The organism is Streptomyces sp. NPDC049837, assembly GCF_040674455.1.
Classification (GTDB): domain Bacteria; phylum Actinomycetota; class Actinomycetes; order Streptomycetales; family Streptomycetaceae; genus Streptomyces.
The window spans coordinates 572,767-588,567 of sequence record NZ_JBFAMP010000001.1; the positions used below are offsets into that span (position 1 = coordinate 572,767).

A 15,801-nucleotide genomic window follows, 5' to 3' on the forward strand; every position below is an offset into this window, starting at 1 on the left:
GGGTCACCCTCCCGAGAAGGTCAGGGCCCGACCGCCCAGCCAGGGCACGTCCGGGACGTCGGCGAGCAGCCCGCCCCGCAGCAGGTCGGCGTGGCGCCGTCCCATCGGGACGCGTACCCGGACGGCGGCGGGCTCGAACCGGACGGTGGCCTCCAGGTCGGCGAAGCGGTGCAGGGCGGACAGCGGGTCCGGGGTCTCGCGGTCCCGCCAGAGCGTCCAGGCGATCGTGGACAGGCCCAGGGCGGCGGCCAGGGTGACGGTGCGCTCCAGTGCGCCGTCCGGTGCGAGCGGTGCCGCCCGGCGCTCGGTGACCAGGGCGGTGACCAGGTCCGCGAACCGGTCGGCGTGACCGGGCAGTTCGGCGGCGAGGCGCGGGTCGGCGAGCTGCCGTGCCGCGCCGGTCCACAGGGGCGTGCGCCAGGGCAGCCGCGTGACGGGATCGCCGCGCAGGGGGCGTACGCCGGTCAGGAACGGCACGCCCGCCGCGTCCAGTTCGCGCAGCGTGCCGGGGGGCAGGGGGCCGTCGCAGACCAGCACGGGCGGCCGCCCGCCGGCCTGCCAGTGTGGCAACAGCGCCGCGGGGTCCGCCGTCCAGGCGATGGGGAACATGCCCTGGGCGTCCACGAGGAGGAGCCCGTCGCCGGCGCCGGTGAGCAGGAGCGGGTCGGCGGGGTCGTGGCCGCGGCACACCGCGAGCGCGAGGACCCCGTCGAGCACCGGGAGCGCGGGGCGGGCGACGCGGGCGAACGCGGCCAGTTCCTCGTCGGGGACGGGCGGTTCCAGCCCGGCGAAGGCGGCGGCCGCTTCGGCGTCCCGTTCGTCGCGCCGCCAGCCGCGCGCGGTCACGCCCAGGACCTTGTACGCCAGGGCCGCCGCGAACAGCGGTGCGTGCTCGGCCAGTTCGGCACCGGCCAGGGCGGGGCCGATCGCGTCGAGGTAGCCGATACGGGCCAGCGGGCCGGCGAGCAGGAACGGCAGCACGGACCACACGCGTACCTCTTCGGTGGCGCGCACCCCGACGGCTCCGGCCGCCCGCGGAGCCGGTTCCGCGACGGCATCGTCGTGCCCGCCCGCCAGGGACCGGGCGAGCCGCGCCACCTCGTCGGGGTCCGCCGACGCCACGTACTCGTCGAGCCGACCGGACAGGGCCGCGGCGCCGGCGTCCGCGCCCGCGCGCCGGGCGAGCTCCGTGAGGAGCCGGGCCGCCGCCGCGTCGCCGTCGCCGTCGCCGAGCAGGGCGAGCACGTACATCGGGAGCGACTCCTCGGGCAACAGCCCGAGCAGCGCGTCCAGTTCGCCCCGCTCGGCGAGTTCGCCGAAGAGCGCGGCGGCCGTGGGATCGCGCCGTGGAAGCGCCGGCGCGGCGAAGGATTCCTCGAACGACGCCGCTCCGGCGGGCTCCTCGTCCCGGACCTCCACCATGGAGGCCGGTGGGAAGTGGACCTCGGCGGTCGCGTGGGGGCGGCCGGGCCATCCGGGTCCGCCCGGCCGGACGGTGACGGTCACCGGTTCGGTGATCTCCACGTCCGGGCCGTCGCCGCTCAGGTGCTGTGCGAAGTGGTCCGCCAGCAGCTCCGGGAGGGTGTCGATCACGTTCTGCACCAGGGCGCGCGGATCGGGTCCCCAGCTCCACCCACCGCGCCGGACCACCGTCACGGAGCAGCGGTGCACCGTGATCTCACCGTTGTCCCCGGCGGTCCGTGCGGTGGGCGCGGTCACGTCACCCCCTGCTTCTCCAGGCGGCCCGCCCAGCCGGCCACGAGCACCAGCACGCCGTGCGTGCCGCCCGGGGTGAGGGTCAGGGGCAGTTTCACCCCGGTCTGCTGGGCGGGTACCTCCCCGGCGAGCACATGGGTGTCCTGGTCGTCGGAGACCAGGGCGACCACCTTGGCGGGCCGGGCCACCGGGACTCCCACGGTGACGGTGAGCCCGTCGGCCGCCAGCGCGATGCTGCCGCTGTCGGTCCAGGTGGGCAGGCGCAGCAGGGTGGGTTTGGGCTTGCCCTCGGCGGTCAGTTCGACGCCGAAGGCGAGCGGGTCGGTGAGGGCGGCCGGTTCGTCGTCCACGGCCGCCACGGCGAGCTCCCTGGCGTTCAGCGGGAGGGTGGCGGTGCGGCCGCCGCCGAGGGACACGCGCAGCGGCAGCTCGCGCCCGACGAGCGCGGCCACATCGGGCGGGGCGCCGGTGCCGGTACTGGTGCCGGTCAGGGCCAGGGCACCCACGACATGGCCGGTGTCGGCCGCGTACACCACGGTGAGAGCCATCCTCAGCCACCCCCGTTCGTCGCCGCGACCGTCGCCAGGACGAGGAAGTCGACGGCCCCGGGCCGTTCGACGACCGCGGGCGGGATGGCCAGCGGGTCGTAGAAGCGTGTGCGGCACCGGACCCTGCGGTCGTCGTCCACGGCGGCCTCCACCGTGCTGACCAGGGTGGTGTCCGTGGCGGTCGGCGGGGTGCGCGGGGTCAGCCGCACATGGATCACGACCCGGCCGTCGGCGACCTGTTGCGGGGTGACGCCGGCGGGCAGCGGCAGCAGCATCCCGTCGGTGGCGGTACCGGACGCCACCAGGGTGCTGCCGGCCGGCATCCCGCCGCTGAAGCTGCCCTCGACGGTGAGGTTGCCGTTGGCCGCCACGGTCATCAGCGGGGCCACCTTGCCGCTGCCCTGGTACAGGCCGAAGACCAGGCTGGGCTGGTCGCCGCCGGACAGCACGAGCGCGGGCTCGCCCTCCCGCACCGCCGGGGCCGTCCGCAGCGTCAGGGCGCCCGAGCGGGCCGCGACGGTGTCCGCGCGTACCCCGGCGAAACGCACCGCCACTCCGCGCGCCTCGGTCTCCACGCCGCTGAAGTGGCCGTCCGTCCAGCGGACGTAGCCGAGCAGGACGAGCCAGCGGACGGACGGGGCGGCCGGCGGGGCGCCGGGCGCGGGCGGGCGCTGCTCCTCGACCAGCCGCTCGTCGCCGAGGCGCCCGAAGAGGATCTGGTACGACTCCTCCACGCGCGTCCTGGTGGCGCCGCCGGTGCACGAGACGGGCCCGGCGGCCCTGTCCGGTTCCCGGTCGGCCGCAGTGAGGAAGACCGGGTAGGGCTCGTCCGTGGGCTGGTCGGCGCCGTTGACCTCCTCGAAGTCGCTCTCGCGCAGCACGACCGGTTCGGTGACGACCACCTCGCGGCCGGTGCCGTCGACGGCGATCCCCGGCGCCACGCCCACTTCGACGTGGCGGGCGTTGGTGAGCGGGTCGGTACGGGACTGGGTGACGAGTCCGAGCCCTTCGGCGATGCCCCAGTCGTGCAGGTGCCGCGCGTGCCGGACGGCCAGGCCGCGCGCGTACTCCACCGTGGCCGACAGGTCAGCGGCGGCCAGCACCTGGCCCTCGTGGAAGGTGGGGCGCAGCGGGCCGGTCATGGTGTGCCCCCGGGCTTCTGGTTACGGGAGGAACGGGTGCGCCTGGCGGGCGGTTTGGCGGGCTCGTCCTGGTCCGGCGGCTCACCCGGCGACTCGTCGGAGGTCCCGGCCGCTCCTGATTCCGGTCCCCGGTCCGGTGCCTCGACCCGCTCCCGGAGCCGGACCACTTCCGTCTGCGCGCTGCCCAGTTGGGTACGCAGGCCCTCCAGCGCGGAGGTCAGGTCGGCGACCTGCGTGCGCAGCACGGCCAGCTCGTGCATGCTGTCGGTCACTTCGCTGGGGGTCGTGTAGACCTGTTCGTGCAGCGCCTTGGGCGGGGTCTCGCCGGGCGCGGGGGTGAGCAGCAGGGACAGCATCTCCTCCAGGTCCCCCGTGCGCGGCCAGTCGCCGAGCAGCCCTTCGGCGTACGGCCCTACCACGTCGCCCTCCGGCGGGAGCGCCGGCTTCGGGTGCTCGGGCACGGGCCGGCAGCACAGCCGCTCGGCCAGTTCCCGCAGCCGGTACAGCTTGGGCAGCCACTCGCCGTACGCCGACCCGCCCGGCAGTACCTGCTCCCGGGTGGCCGAGCAGACCCGTACGACGTCGCAGCCGTCCAGCTCCACGTGCGCGAGCAGGACGTCGGTGTCCGTGCAGTCGCCGCAGGGCGGGTTGAGGGTGGCGCACGCGGCGTCGGTCAGGAAGCGCCGCAGCGCGACGGTCAGCGCCGCCCCCGCTTCGGCGATCTGCTGCACCTCGGCGACGGCCGCCCGCTCCACGCTGTCGGGGGGCGGGGCGGGCAGCAGCGGCGGTACGTCGACGGCGGCGGTCTCCGTGCGCAGCCGGCAGTCGACGGCCTCGCCGGTCTGGTCCAGGCGGCACAGCAGCCACTCCCGGATCAGACCGAGGTCCGCCCGGAACTCCACCCGCAGCGCGTGGCTCAGCGGTGTGCCCTGGGCGAGCATGCGCACTTCCAGCGGCGCGTCGGCGTCGCCCCGTTCGGGTACGACCCTGGCCGCCGTCTCGGTGACGACCGCGCGGGCGAGCGAACGGCGCAGCGGGTCGGGCCAGGCCGCCTCCATGTCGGCGTCGCCGAGCCGGTCGCAGGCCGTGCCCAGGACGCCGCGGGCCTCCTGGACCGTGGCGAGGTCCGGGTACTCCCGCCTGAGCCGTTCCTGCCCGGCCGGGTCGTGGGTGTCGTACCGCGCCACAGCGCTGGCGAGGGCGCGGACGTGCTCGGTCATCTCGCGGGCCGCCGGGGGCGGCGGCGGGCCCTCGCCGCCCGCGTTCTCGCGCAGCCAGGCCAGCGAGGTGGCGTACCGCCCGGCGTCGGCGGCGTCGAAGCGGAACGTCCGGCCCGTGCCCGCCGCGGCCGTGGACAGCGCGTCGAGGTAGTGGCCGAGCCGCCGGTCCCGGGTGCGGGCCCGGTCGGCGCGCGCGAGGTCGCCGATGGTGGCGAGCAGGTGGGTGCCGGGGTTGTGGCGGTGGTCCTCGTCGTCGGCGCACTTCACAACGAAGCGGAAGCCCTCCTGGATCCGGGAGGGCACGCAGCCCGGTGTGGGGCAGGGTTCCTCGGTGGCGTACGGCGCCACCGGCTCGATCGGCAGCTCCTGGTAGCGCACGTAGAGGCCGTAGCGGCGCCCGCCCTCGTCGTCGCAGTCGTCCCCGCAGTCCACGCCGAGGCCGCTGATCCGCTGCTCCCGCACCAGGGCCCGTACGTCGACCTGTTCGGTGCAGGGCACCACGATGTCGTTCCCGGCGCAGTCGAGCGCGTGCCCGGGGTGCACCGCCACGCTTCCGCCGCCGCAGGGGGCGCAGGTGACGGCGAGGCCGCAGATGACTCCCGGCCCGTACAGGGAGCGGTTGTGCAGTCTGCCCTTCGCGGTCATGTAGTCGACCAGCAGGCCGAGGTCGTCCTCGGTCAGCAGTTGGCCCGCGAAGAAGCGAGGGCGTACGAAGGCGGAGGTGCGGGTGGCGTCGCCACCGCAGCCGCATCCGCAGTCTGTTCGCATGATCAGCGCTCCTTCACGAAGAACCAGCTCTCGAAGACGTCCCCGCCCGCACCGGTGCCGGACGTCCAGGGACCGATGCCTGACGGCGGGAGGTCGCACCCCGCGTCGCTGTACGCCGTGTCGGCGTCGATGGTCGGTACGCGTCCGCCGACGTGGGTGCCGTCGACCGGGCGGCAGCAGCGGTCCAGGATGAACGCGGCCCGGACGGTGATCATGACGCGGTCGCCGTCCTGGAGCGTCTCGCGCGTGGTCTGGCGGTAGCGGAAGCTCCGGGTGAACTCGTCGCACTCGGCGTCGGGTCCGGCGAAGGCGCCGCCCATGTACCAGGTGGAGGCGTTGCGGCCGCTGCCGCCCTCGATCACCTGGAGCTCGACCACTCCGGGTCGCAAGCAGTCGGTGCGCACGTCGGCGGAGAACCGCACCACGAGCCCGCCGTCCTCGTCCTGGGTGCCGAGCAGCGCCTTGGCCTCGTCGATGGTGTAGGTGTGCCCGTGGATCCAGTTGATGCCGGTGATCACCGTGGGCAGGTGGCGGCCGAAGGGGCGGCGCACGTTCATGTGGATCTGGTGCCGGCGCACCGGCTGGTGCCAGTCCACGCAGTCGATCCGAGCCAGCCACAGCACCTTGTGGTCGCACGGGGAACAGCAGGTGTCGCAGCGGTCGTCCACCGGCGGCTCGCACCCGGTGACGCAGATCTTGTAGCACTCCTCCGTCCAGCCGTACTCGCAGTCGGAGGTGTCCGCGCAGGCGTCGTTGTAGACCGCGCGGGTGGGCTCGACGGGCCGCTCGGCGTAGCGGATGCCGACCCAGACGGTGTCGGTGTCGCGCTCGCCGGGGGGCAGCGCCTTCCACAGGTCGACCACGCAACCGCCGCGCACGACGACCTCGTTGCCGTCGCAGTCCACGGCGAGGCCGGAGGTGATCCTCACCTTGGCCTTGCGCTCGGTGTGTTCCGGCTCGGCGCCACGCTCCCCGGGTGCTGTCGACTGCTCATCGGCCTCCGCCGCCGGATCGGCCGCCGCCGGACCGGCCGTGACCGGGTCGGCCGCCGCCGGGTGTTCGCCGGGCGGGCAGTCGTCGTCCCACGGCACCGGCTCCACGAACAGGCCGCACACCACCCCGTAACCCAGCAGGCAGCGCATCCGCAGCTTCAGCTTCTCGCGGTGGTAGTCCTGTTCGCGCTGGAAGTCCCTGGCGCCCAGCATCTGCCCGTGGAAATAGCGCAGCCGGCGCAGCGGCGGCGCGTCGAACCCCGCTGACGTCGGTGTTCCTGTCTCGGTCATCTCCCCGTCCTCTCACGACACTTGTGTATGCACACCGACGGCGGAGACGACTCCCACGCCCACCCCTCGGCGCAATCCTGCGGGTCCTGGCCTGAGCACCCCGTCGCGGTTCAGCCGCAGCGGGTTTCCGCCACCGAGCACGGGCGGCGGCAGCGGGACGAACGCGGTGTCCACGCCGACCGTGGACCGGGAGCCGACCACGAAGCCGGCCCCGCCGGTCCGTACCGACCCGACCGTGTGCGCGGGCGCCTGGCGCTCCACCAGCCGCCGCAGCGCCTTCGGGTCCGCCGATCCGGCGGGCAGGAGCACCCGGAACCGGTGCGCGTGCGCGGTGAGCGGATCACCGTCCGGGTCCCCGAACGCACGCAGCGGCGCCGCGCCCAGGGCGGAGCCGCCGACCCGGAAGCGGCTCGCCGACCGGCCGAACAGCCGCACCGAGCCGAGCCCTTGGCCCTGCCCCTGCCCCTCCCCCGCCTCACGCTCCGGGCCGACCGCCGCGCGCAACTGCGCCCAGCGCCGGTCCGTCGCCAGCTCGTCGATGACCGGGGCCACCCCGAACACGATGCGCACCGCCTCCCGCAGCGCCCAGGGCGTGCCCCGGCGCCGGTACAGCTCGGGGGCCGCGGCGAGGAGCGCCCGCCGGGTCCGCGCGTCCCAGCCCGCCTCGAACGACAGGCCCAGCAGCCCGGCGAGCCACGGCAGCACCCGGTCCGGCACTCCGGCCGGGTCGAGGAGCGCCGGGTACCGCTCGATGACCCGGTCGAGGTCGGCCAGCGTGGCGTCGAACAGCGACAGGAAGCGCTCGGTGAAGTCGTCGGCCGCCGGGTCCTGCCGGAAGGCGGGCGGCAGCAGGTCGGCGCTGGTGACCCTGGGGAAGTCGAGCCGGACGCGGTGCACGACGGGGGTCGCGCCGCCGTCGCCGGACAGCCGCAGCCGTAGCCGCAGGTACCGGCCGGGCGGCTGGTCGACGAGGAAGTCCGTGACTCCCGGGGCCGACGCCTGCCAGTCGCTCTCCTCGTACCGGCCGTCCTCGGTCACCACGATCCCGGCCGACACCGCCGTGCCCGCCGGTACGTCGGCGTCCACGCGTACGCGGTGCCAGCGGCAGCGCGAGACGCCGCTGTCGATCAGGGTGGTGACGTACGAGCCGCTGGTCACGTACACGCCGGCCGGCGGCGGCACGGTGTCCCGGGGCAGGCCCCGCCAGGTGTAGCCGTGGGTCAGGGGCCCCTCCGGACCCGTCTCGCTCAGGCAGAACCCTTGCTCGTCCACCGAGGTGAGCGTGGACGGCGGCAGCGCGTCGGCCAGTTCGGCCAGGGTGACGGTACGGAAGGGCCGGCCGTTGCCGCCCCGGTGGATGCTCAGCCGGGAGCCGTCGTGGGTGAGCACCCACACCGTCCGCCCGGGCCCGGTGCGCAGCCCGACGATCTCGCCCCGCGCCCCGGTGCGCAGCGTCCCCCGGTAGCCGCCCGCCGAGCCGTACCGGCGCAGCTCGGTGCCGCCCTGACAGGCGATCAGGACATCGTCGCCCGGCGCCATCGCGGCCCACCGGGGCCGCCGCACCCGGATGACCCCGGCGAGCTGGGCACCCTCACGGCGCCATACGAGCACCCGGTCGGACTCGACCACGGCCAGCCGGTGTCCGCGCGCGGCGACCGAGACCGGCTCGCGCAGCGTGCCGGGGTCGCACGCGGGCGGCCATACGGGGGTGAAGGCGCCCGTGCAGGGGTCGCGGCGCAGCAGCCGGCGCTCCCCGCGTACGAGCAGGTACCAGCCGCACGGCCCGCATCCGGGCGTGAGGCGCGGGTCGGGGAACCAGGGCAGGAGCTGTGCCCTGGTGGGGCCTTCGGGGGCGGCACCGGGGTGGGCGAGCCGGATTCCGGCCGGGTCGTCGAACCCGACGATGCCGCCCGTGCCGGGCTCGCCGGCCGGGGTCTCGTCCCAGCCGGTGTACGCGTCGAGCAGGCGGAAGGTCGCGGGGTGCGGTGTGCACGTCATGGCCGGTCTCCTACCGGGATCAGCAGCGGGCGCTCCGGCCAGACCAGTTCGTGGGGCCCGATCGCGTGGTCGGTGCAGGGCGGCAGCCGCATCCCGTCGACGGTGAGCGAGAGCCGTGAGACGGCCAGCACCCCGTCGACCGCGAGGAGGCGCCGGACCAGAGCGGTGTGCCGCAGCGCGCCGCCGAACGGCCAGCCCGCGCCGTCCTCCCCGCCGCGCAGCGGGTCCAGGTACGTGCGTACCGCGTCGCCCGCCCCGGCCAGGACCGCGGCCCGGTCGAGGTCCGGGTCGAGGGCGACCCATGACTCGACGGCGACCCGGCGGTACGAGGGGGCGGCCGCGACGACCGTGACCCCGGCGGGGGCGGCCTCGCGGGTCAGGAACCCGGCGACGGCCCGCAGCGTCGCGGCGGTGGGCACCGGCGGTTCGCCGCCGCCGTCGCCCGGCGGCACGACGAGGACGCCCACGACGCCGGGGATCGGCGCCCCGGCGTAGTCGGGGTGCAGGCCGGGCACGCCCCGGGCGCGGGCGACCGACGCGCCGGGCGCGCGGGTGGCGAGCAGGCCGTAGTCGGCCGGGGCCACGGCGCGGCCCCTGGCGCGCAGTTCGCCGACGCCCCGGCGCATCGCGGCGGCGTCGGGCTCGGCGTCGGTGCCTCCCGATGCGGGGAAGGGGTTGGTGACGCCGATGACGTACGGCAGGGCGGTCACCACGGAGTTGACGGCGCCCGCGCGCACGGCTCCGGCGCTGCCGCCGCCCACCCGGTAGCGGACGGCGCGGACGTTGCGGAAGCCGGGTGGTACGGCCGCGCCGTGGACGCCGTCGCCGAAGGTCACTTCGCCGGTCTCGTGGTCGACGGTGAAGACCCGGTCGTCGGCGCCGTGGGCGGCCAGGCTCTCCACCTCCCGCCAGCGGGAGGCGGAGCCGGCCCGGGTGCCGAACACATCGGCGCCGGGGTCGTCGTCGACCTCGATGACCACCGAGTCGGCGAGGATGGGTACCTGACTGAGCCTCATACGACGGCGGCCGCTCGCCCCGGTGTCCTGGATCGGTTGCAGCGGCTCGTCCCTGATGGTGCGGGCGGCCGTGGCCGGGACCGTGTTCAGGCGCAGCCCGGACAGCACCGGCGCGGGCCCGCCGAAGTCGCCGTGCGCGATCCGCAGCCGCAGCCAGCGCAGCGGCGGCCTGGGCCGGGCGCCGGGCGGGCTGCCGGGCTCCCAGGTGCGCGGGACCCGCAGTTCGACGGTTCCGCTCGCCCGGAACCCGGCCGTGGAGTCGCGCACCACCTCGGCGGGGACGAGCCGGCTGCCGTCGAGCACGTCCCAGCGCAGCAGCGGCGCCGGCGGCAGGGGCAGGGGGACCAGGCCGCCGGAGCCGGCGGGGGCGGGCGGGGCGGCGGCCACCACGAAGCCCAGCGAGAGCCGCGGGTGGGGGGCGGCCGTCCCGGCGAGCCCGATCCACAGGCCGTTGCCGGGCTGCGGGTCCCGGCCGAACGGCGCGAACGGGCGGCTGGGTCCGGCCGGTCCCGGCGGCAGGGTCTCCAGCGTTCCGCCCTCCTGCACGGCGAGGGCGGCGAGGGTGGCCGGGGTGGCGTACAGGTCCTGGTCCGTCTCGTACACCACCTGCCCCGCCGGGCCGGAGGCCGCGCTCTGGAATCCGGCCGGTACGAGGACGGAGGCGCCGTCGGGCGGGTTGACGGTGAACTCCAGGAGGGCGGCCGCCGCCCCGGCCGGGCGCCTGCGCACCCCGGCCGTCGCGAGGTGTTCGGCCAGCACCTTCTCCGGCAGCCGGTTGACGCGCGAGAGCACGGGTTCGGCCTGGGTGCCGAAGAGGCGGACGAGCGCCACACCGGCGTCCTGGCGGTCGGGATCGGTCCAGTCCGGGGTGTAGCCCGCGATCCGGCCGCGTACCCCGGCCCGGACCGCCTCACGGGTGGCGTCGGTCAGTTCGGGCTGAACGCCGGTCGGCCCGGGGCCGGGGACGACGCGGCCCTCCTCGTCGCGCGCGGCCTTCTCCCACCACACCTCGCCGGTCATGCCAGCCCCTCCCCCGGTTCGACGGCGGGCACGATCCGGGTGCGGACCGTCCGCAGGTCGGGTAGTTCACCGGGCCCGAGCGGCACTTCCCGGCAGTCCTCGTCGGGGGCGGCCCCGTCGAGGCCGATCGCCACGGCGGACACGTCCGCGAGGTCGCCCAGCGCGCGCTGCGCGGCCCGCAGCAGGACCGACGGGTGCAGCGGCTGTCCGAACGGCCAGCCGTCCCGGTCGTCGCCGCCCACCAGCGGGTCGAGGAAGCGGCGCAGCGCCTCGGTCAGCACGGCGGACACGCGGGCGCGGTCGGCGGGGTCGCCCGACAGGTCGGCGCGCACCGCCACGTCGCGGTAGCGGGGCGCGCGGACGAAGACCTCGGAGGTCAGCAGCCGGGCCCGCTCCAGGTGGGCGGCGACCGCGCACAGCATGCCCGGGTCGGGCCTGGGCGCGGCGACGAAGTCCTCACCGGTCACGTCGTCGCGCGGCACCGCCGGTACGAGGTGCACGGTGACCGCGCCGGGCACCGGGGAGCAGGGGAAGCCGGGGTGCTCGCCGAGGGAGGCGTACGCGCGGGCGACGGCGACGCCCGGGGTGGTGCGGGCGAGGGTGACGAAGTCGTCGGCGGTGACCGCGCGGGTCACCTCGCCGAGGGAGGCGGCGGCGCGCTGCCGTGCCTCGGTGACGGTCTCCGGTTCGGCGCCGCCTTCGGCGCGGACGAGGCTGGCGGCCGTGACCGCCGCAGGGGAGTCGCCGGCCGGGACCCAGTTGGCGGTCAGGCCGCCGTTGCCGGCCCGGCCGCCGCCTATGGCGTACTCGACGCTCGCGTCGGTGCCCGGGCGCGGGATGCGGCCGGTGAGTCCGTCGCCGAACACCACCGCGCCCTCGGTCCGGTCGAGGACGAAGACCCGGTCGGCCGGGCCGCCGAAGGTGAAGTCCGGCACCGGCCGCCACGTCTCGCCCGCGAGCCGTACGCGCGCCTCCAGGAGCCGCTCGGCGGCGTCCGGCAGGACGAGGTGCTGGCCGGGCAGCTTGAGCCAGGCGTCGATCTGCTCCTGGAGTTCCTCGCCGCTCGCGGTGCGCCACTGGCGGTGGTGCGCGGCGGAGACGTTGACGGCGAGCTGGAGCAGGCGCGGCGGCGCGGCGTGGGTGGCGGCCCGGGTGGACAGCAGGATGCCGCTGTCGCGGGTGGTCCAGCCGGCGGGCGGGTGGAGCCGGACGACCCCGGAGCGCCGGAGCCCGGCCGTGCCGTCCTCGACCTTCTCGAACGGGCCGTGGACGTCCGTGCCCGGCCGGAACCACGACCAGGTCAGCTCGGCGGGGGGCGGTACGTCGGCGACCGCTCCGGGCAGCCACGACGGGGCCGACGCGGCGGGCGCGTCCAGCTCGAACAGCAGGCTGAGCGGGCCGGGCGCCGGGTGGGCTCCAGTGAGCGGCAGGGTGAACCGGGCGCACGCGGGCGCCCCGTCGCTCGCCAGGAGCGGCACGCCCCGGCGGGCCGGCAGGTCGGCCGTGCGGTCGCGGTCGGTCCATACGGTGACCTGCGCGCCCTCGGCGAGCGGGAAGACGGCCACGTCGTCGTCGAGGGTGAAGACGATCCGGCCGGCCGGGTCGCGGGTGAGTTCCGTCCCGGCGGGGACGACGGGGACGGCGGTGCCCGGGTGCCTGGCGGCGAGGCGCAGCACGGTGGCGGCGGGCCGGGCCGGGCGCGGGGGTTCGAGGCCGAGCAGCCGCAGTATGGCGACCACGAGCGGGTCGGGCACCTGGTCGAGCCAGTACAGCCGCTGTTCGAGGAGGTAGGCGAAGAGTTCGAGGAGGGTGACGCCGGGGTCGACGGGCGCGTGCAGCGTCCAGGTGCCGTCCGACTCGGCGGGGATGCGGCGGCGGATGGCCGCCATCATGTCGGCCCAGGTGAGGTCGTCGAGCTTGGGCGCGGGCAGGGTCATGCGGTCCTCCCCGCGGGGCCGCTGAGCCCGGCGTAGAACGGGAACACCAGGTTGGCCTTGGTGTTGCTGCGCCGGATGCGGTAGACGACGGAGACGGTGATCCGCGACTCGTCGGCCGGGTCGGCCTCCGCGCGGACCTCGTCGAGCTCCACCCTCGGCTCGTGGTCGCGGACGGCGGCGGCGATGGAGTTCTCCAGGTCGCGCAGGTTCTGCACGCTGCCGGGCGCGAAGACCAGTTCGTGGGCCCGGGTGCCGAGTTCGGGCCGCATGACGCGCTCGCCGGTGCCGGTGAGCAGCAGCGCCCGCAGGCAGTGTTCGATGCTCTCCTCGCCGACGGCGTACCCCAGCCGCCCGGACGCGTCGGGCAGGATCGGGAACCGCCAGCCGGTCCCGAGGAACTCCTCGCTCATGCCGTCCTCGCCTTCTTGGCCAGGACGGCGGGGGTGAGCGGCGGCGTGGGCGGGCCGGTGGGCCCAGCGGGGGACGGGTGGGTGTGCGTGTTGAACGCCTGGAGCAGCGCGTTGCCGAGCACGAGGGGCTCGGTGGCGCCGCCGCCCAGGTCGATGGAGGGGGAATCGACCGTCACCTTGGGCGCCTTGAGCGTGATCTCCCCCTGCGCGGTCACGGTCACGCTGCCGCCCTCGGCGGCGGTGATCCGGATCGCCTTGCCCTCGTCGTCCAGTTCCACCACGTGCCCGGCGGCCGAGGTGACGCGTACGGCGGCCTTGGACCGGGTGTCGTCGAGGAGCACCTCGTGCCCGTGCCTGGTGCGGATGGTCTTCTGGTCGCGGCCTTCGGTGCGGGCGGTCGGCGGCTTGTCCTTGCCGTTGTAGAGGCCGCCGAGCACGATCGGGAACCGCATGTCGCCGTGGACGAAGGCGACGAGCACCTCGTCGCCCTTCTCGGGCACGAAGACCGTGCCGTAGCCGTGGCCGGCGTAGAGCTGGCTGACGCGGATCCAGTCGGTGACGGTGACGTCGTCGAACCACGGGAACTTCAGCTTGACGCGCCCCTCGTCGTCGCCCTCGTTCTCCACGACGAGCGCTTCGACGACGCCGTAGTACCGCTTGTCCGTGCTGCGGGCCCGCGGTGTGGTCCTGATGGTCACTGGTCCCCCTGGTGGATGCGCCGTCCGGTGAACTGGGTGAAGAACCCACCGGTGTTGAGCGTGTGTTCGACGCGTTTGACGAAGTACATGCCGGAGAAGCGGCGCCCGAGGCCGTGGATCTCCAGGTTGTCGCCGGGCCGCAGCTCGGGCAGGCCGGCCACCTTGCCGGTGGCGGTGATGAACTCGTACGCCCGCTCCCGCAGCAGGCTGATGGCCAGTTCGCGGGCCTCCTGGTCGCTGCCGACGGGCGCGTCGACGAGGACTTCCTGGCGGCCCTGGAGGGTGGACTCGGCGACCTGCGGCCCGCTCTGCCCGTCGGCGGTGTTCTGCCCGGCGGGGAGGTTCTCGGCGGTCGCGGTGAACGCGATGGGCTGTTTGGTACGGGGGTCCCAGCCGCGCACGGTGACCTTGCTGACCTGCTGGGACACCGTCAGCGTCGGGGTGAACTCCAGCAGGTTGGGGATCAGCCCAGCGGGCTGGGCGGTGGGGCCGGTCGACAGCCCGGGCGCGTAGGCCAGCCGGTACACCCGCATGGGGCGGCCGTCGCGGCCGTCGGTCGGTTTGATGAAGTAGAGCGTGTCCTCGCCGGTCTTCGGGTCGGGGAGGATGTAGCAGTCGAAGTCCAGCCGCTTGGCGCGCTCCAGCAGGAACGTGGCGTCGTCCTGGTTCTTCTGCACCACCCGGTCGTGCGTCGGCCCCTCCCGGGTGACCTCGACGCGGAGGTGGTTGCGCTGGGCGATCTGCTCGGCGATCCGCCAGTCGGGCAGATTGCGGTAGATCTTGGTCTCGTTCTCGGTGGGCTTGCGGTCCTTGAGCCGCAGCAGCCCGTCCACGCCGCTCACCTGGACGGTCGGGGACGCGCTCTCGGTGAACTTCGGGGCGAGCGTGGAGATGGTCCCGGTGGCGACGGTGAGCAGTTGGTCGGCGTAGCCGAGCCGTACCGAGACGCGGCCGCCGAGGCGGAAGCTCGGCGAGTCGCTGTGCTTGAACCGGAGGTTGGCGTCGTCCCAGTTGTTGAGGGTCAGGTCGAAGCCGGACATCTCGTCGATGTCCCGGTTCACCTTGATGTCGATGATGTCGTTCTTGGTGGAGGGGTCCATCTCCAGGCCCTCGATCACCACTTCGAACTCGGGCGCGTACCGGTCGGGCGAGGCGACCTCGGGGGTGGGAGTGCTCATGGCGCGCTCCTCACGGCAGCCGGGGCACGGTCAGCACCCGGCCCGGCCGCAGGTCACGTGGATCGGTGATGCCGTTGGCGCGCGCCAGCTCCCGCCAGGCGTCGGGCCGCCGGTACAGGGCGCTGGAGATGGAGCTGAGCGTGTCGCCGCGGCGCACCACGTAGCTCTTCTCCACGGTGGGCGAGGAGCGCGGGGTGTCGGCGACCTGCACGGCGGCCGGCCGGAACTCCTTGAGCGTCAGGTCCAGCATGGCCCGCAGCGGTACGCCGTCGGGCCGGAAGAGCTGGTAGTTGACGTCCAGTTTCTCCACGACACCGGTGAAGACCTCTTCGTCCCAGACGAACCGCACGACCGGCGGGGCGTGTTCGCGGCTGTCGGGCCGCAGCAGGTCGCGCAGGGCGTCGACGTAGGTCTTCCGTACGTTCTCCAGGGTGTCGGAGGTGTCGACGAGCGCCTGGACGGTGAGGGTCTCGGTGCCGCCGCGCACGTACTGGAGGGGCGGGGTCTCCAGGCCGGGGATGGTGATCTCGGCGAAGGTGTTGGCCTTGCTCAGCTTGTAGTCGGTCGGGTTGAACCGCAGCGGGATGCGCCGCCGCCGCTCGTCGGCGATCACCGGCCGGACGATCTCCAGGTGGGCCTGGGCCGCGCCCTGGCGGGCGAAGGACACGGGCGTCACGCTCACGGCCGGCCCTCCCCGTCACCGAAGCCGCGTTCGGCCTCGGTGCGCCTGGCGCGGGCACACGCGTCCTCGTACAGCTTCGACCAGGCCTGGATGTGCTTGTTGAACAGGCGGGTGAACACGGCACCGTCGTCGCCGTCCACCTGGAAACGCACTTCGAGATGGTGAATGGTCACCTTCGGCACGTC

Annotated in this window: 13 protein-coding genes; all 13 read right to left on the reverse strand. The window is 75.0% G+C overall.

The genetic code is table 11. The features are described from left to right. Nucleotides 1-3 precede the first annotated feature (3 nt). Genes AB0J57_RS02610 through AB0J57_RS02670 form a run of 13 tightly spaced genes read right to left on the reverse strand, consistent with a single transcriptional unit; the run spans nucleotide 4 to nucleotide 15,798 of the window. A complete protein-coding gene (locus AB0J57_RS02610) occupies nucleotides 4-1,719 on the reverse strand; it encodes a hypothetical protein (protein ID WP_366126072.1) in 1,716 nt (571 codons plus the stop codon). After that, the gene (locus AB0J57_RS02615; protein ID WP_366126073.1) at nucleotides 1,716-2,264 is read right to left on the reverse strand and encodes a hypothetical protein; all 549 of its coding nucleotides are present in this window, start codon (nucleotides 2,262-2,264) and stop codon (nucleotides 1,716-1,718) included. The genes AB0J57_RS02610 and AB0J57_RS02615 overlap by 4 nt, the downstream gene beginning before the upstream one ends. A gap of 2 nt (nucleotides 2,265-2,266) precedes the next feature. Further along, nucleotides 2,267-3,406, reverse strand: coding sequence for a hypothetical protein (locus tag AB0J57_RS02620; RefSeq protein ID WP_366126074.1), 1,140 nt, complete (start codon nucleotides 3,404-3,406; stop codon nucleotides 2,267-2,269). After that, nucleotides 3,403-5,394, reverse strand: a complete 1,992-nt coding sequence (locus AB0J57_RS02625) for a hypothetical protein (protein ID WP_366126075.1) — start codon at nucleotides 5,392-5,394, stop codon at nucleotides 3,403-3,405. Before AB0J57_RS02625 ends, AB0J57_RS02620 begins: the two co-directional genes overlap by 4 nt. Nucleotides 5,395-5,396: 2 nt before the next feature. Next, nucleotides 5,397-6,677: a hypothetical protein gene (locus AB0J57_RS02630; RefSeq protein WP_366126076.1), complete on the reverse strand. Its 1,281-nt coding sequence runs from the start codon at nucleotides 6,675-6,677 to the stop codon at nucleotides 5,397-5,399. A 12-nt stretch (nucleotides 6,678-6,689) separates the two neighbouring features. Continuing rightward, nucleotides 6,690-8,675, reverse strand: a complete 1,986-nt coding sequence (locus tag AB0J57_RS02635) for a phage tail protein I (protein WP_366126077.1) — start codon at nucleotides 8,673-8,675, stop codon at nucleotides 6,690-6,692. Further along, nucleotides 8,672-10,711 carry a putative baseplate assembly protein gene (locus AB0J57_RS02640; RefSeq protein ID WP_366126078.1) on the reverse strand — a complete coding sequence of 680 codons (2,040 nt, stop codon included), beginning with the start codon at nucleotides 10,709-10,711 and terminating at the stop codon, nucleotides 8,672-8,674. The genes AB0J57_RS02635 and AB0J57_RS02640 overlap by 4 nt, the downstream gene beginning before the upstream one ends. Continuing rightward, nucleotides 10,708-12,648 (reverse strand): putative baseplate assembly protein, encoded by a 1,941-nt coding sequence (locus AB0J57_RS02645; RefSeq protein ID WP_366126079.1) that lies wholly within the window; start codon nucleotides 12,646-12,648, stop codon nucleotides 10,708-10,710. The genes AB0J57_RS02640 and AB0J57_RS02645 overlap by 4 nt, the downstream gene beginning before the upstream one ends. Continuing rightward, nucleotides 12,645-13,058, reverse strand: coding sequence for a GPW/gp25 family protein (locus AB0J57_RS02650; RefSeq protein WP_366126080.1), 414 nt, complete (start codon nucleotides 13,056-13,058; stop codon nucleotides 12,645-12,647). Before AB0J57_RS02650 ends, AB0J57_RS02645 begins: the two co-directional genes overlap by 4 nt. Further along, nucleotides 13,055-13,756 (reverse strand): phage baseplate assembly protein V, encoded by a 702-nt coding sequence (locus tag AB0J57_RS02655; RefSeq protein ID WP_366126081.1) that lies wholly within the window; start codon nucleotides 13,754-13,756, stop codon nucleotides 13,055-13,057. The genes AB0J57_RS02650 and AB0J57_RS02655 overlap by 4 nt, the downstream gene beginning before the upstream one ends. Then, nucleotides 13,753-14,934 (reverse strand): type IV secretion protein Rhs, encoded by a 1,182-nt coding sequence (locus AB0J57_RS02660; RefSeq protein ID WP_366126082.1) that lies wholly within the window; start codon nucleotides 14,932-14,934, stop codon nucleotides 13,753-13,755. The genes AB0J57_RS02655 and AB0J57_RS02660 overlap by 4 nt, the downstream gene beginning before the upstream one ends. A gap of 10 nt (nucleotides 14,935-14,944) precedes the next feature. After that, nucleotides 14,945-15,616, reverse strand: a complete 672-nt coding sequence (locus AB0J57_RS02665) for a LysM peptidoglycan-binding domain-containing protein (RefSeq protein WP_366126083.1) — start codon at nucleotides 15,614-15,616, stop codon at nucleotides 14,945-14,947. Next, nucleotides 15,613-15,798, reverse strand: coding sequence for a putative phage tail protein (locus AB0J57_RS02670; protein ID WP_366126084.1), 186 nt, complete (start codon nucleotides 15,796-15,798; stop codon nucleotides 15,613-15,615). Before AB0J57_RS02670 ends, AB0J57_RS02665 begins: the two co-directional genes overlap by 4 nt. Nucleotides 15,799-15,801 lie beyond the last annotated feature (3 nt).

Coding starts and splice junctions, on each gene's coding strand:
- AB0J57_RS02645 (WP_366126079.1), bottom strand. CDS start 12,648: ATGACCCTGCCCGCGCCCAAGCTCGACGACCTCACCTGGGCCGACATG.
- AB0J57_RS02615 (WP_366126073.1), bottom strand. CDS start 2,264: ATGGCTCTCACCGTGGTGTACGCGGCCGACACCGGCCATGTCGTGGGT.
- AB0J57_RS02620 (WP_366126074.1), bottom strand. CDS start 3,406: ATGACCGGCCCGCTGCGCCCCACCTTCCACGAGGGCCAGGTGCTGGCC.
- AB0J57_RS02630 (WP_366126076.1), bottom strand. CDS start 6,677: ATGACCGAGACAGGAACACCGACGTCAGCGGGGTTCGACGCGCCGCCG.
- AB0J57_RS02660 (WP_366126082.1), bottom strand. CDS start 14,934: ATGAGCACTCCCACCCCCGAGGTCGCCTCGCCCGACCGGTACGCGCCC.
- AB0J57_RS02640 (WP_366126078.1), bottom strand. CDS start 10,711: ATGACCGGCGAGGTGTGGTGGGAGAAGGCCGCGCGCGACGAGGAGGGC.
- AB0J57_RS02635 (WP_366126077.1), bottom strand. CDS start 8,675: ATGACGTGCACACCGCACCCCGCGACCTTCCGCCTGCTCGACGCGTAC.
- AB0J57_RS02625 (WP_366126075.1), bottom strand. CDS start 5,394: ATGCGAACAGACTGCGGATGCGGCTGCGGTGGCGACGCCACCCGCACC.
- AB0J57_RS02650 (WP_366126080.1), bottom strand. CDS start 13,058: ATGAGCGAGGAGTTCCTCGGGACCGGCTGGCGGTTCCCGATCCTGCCC.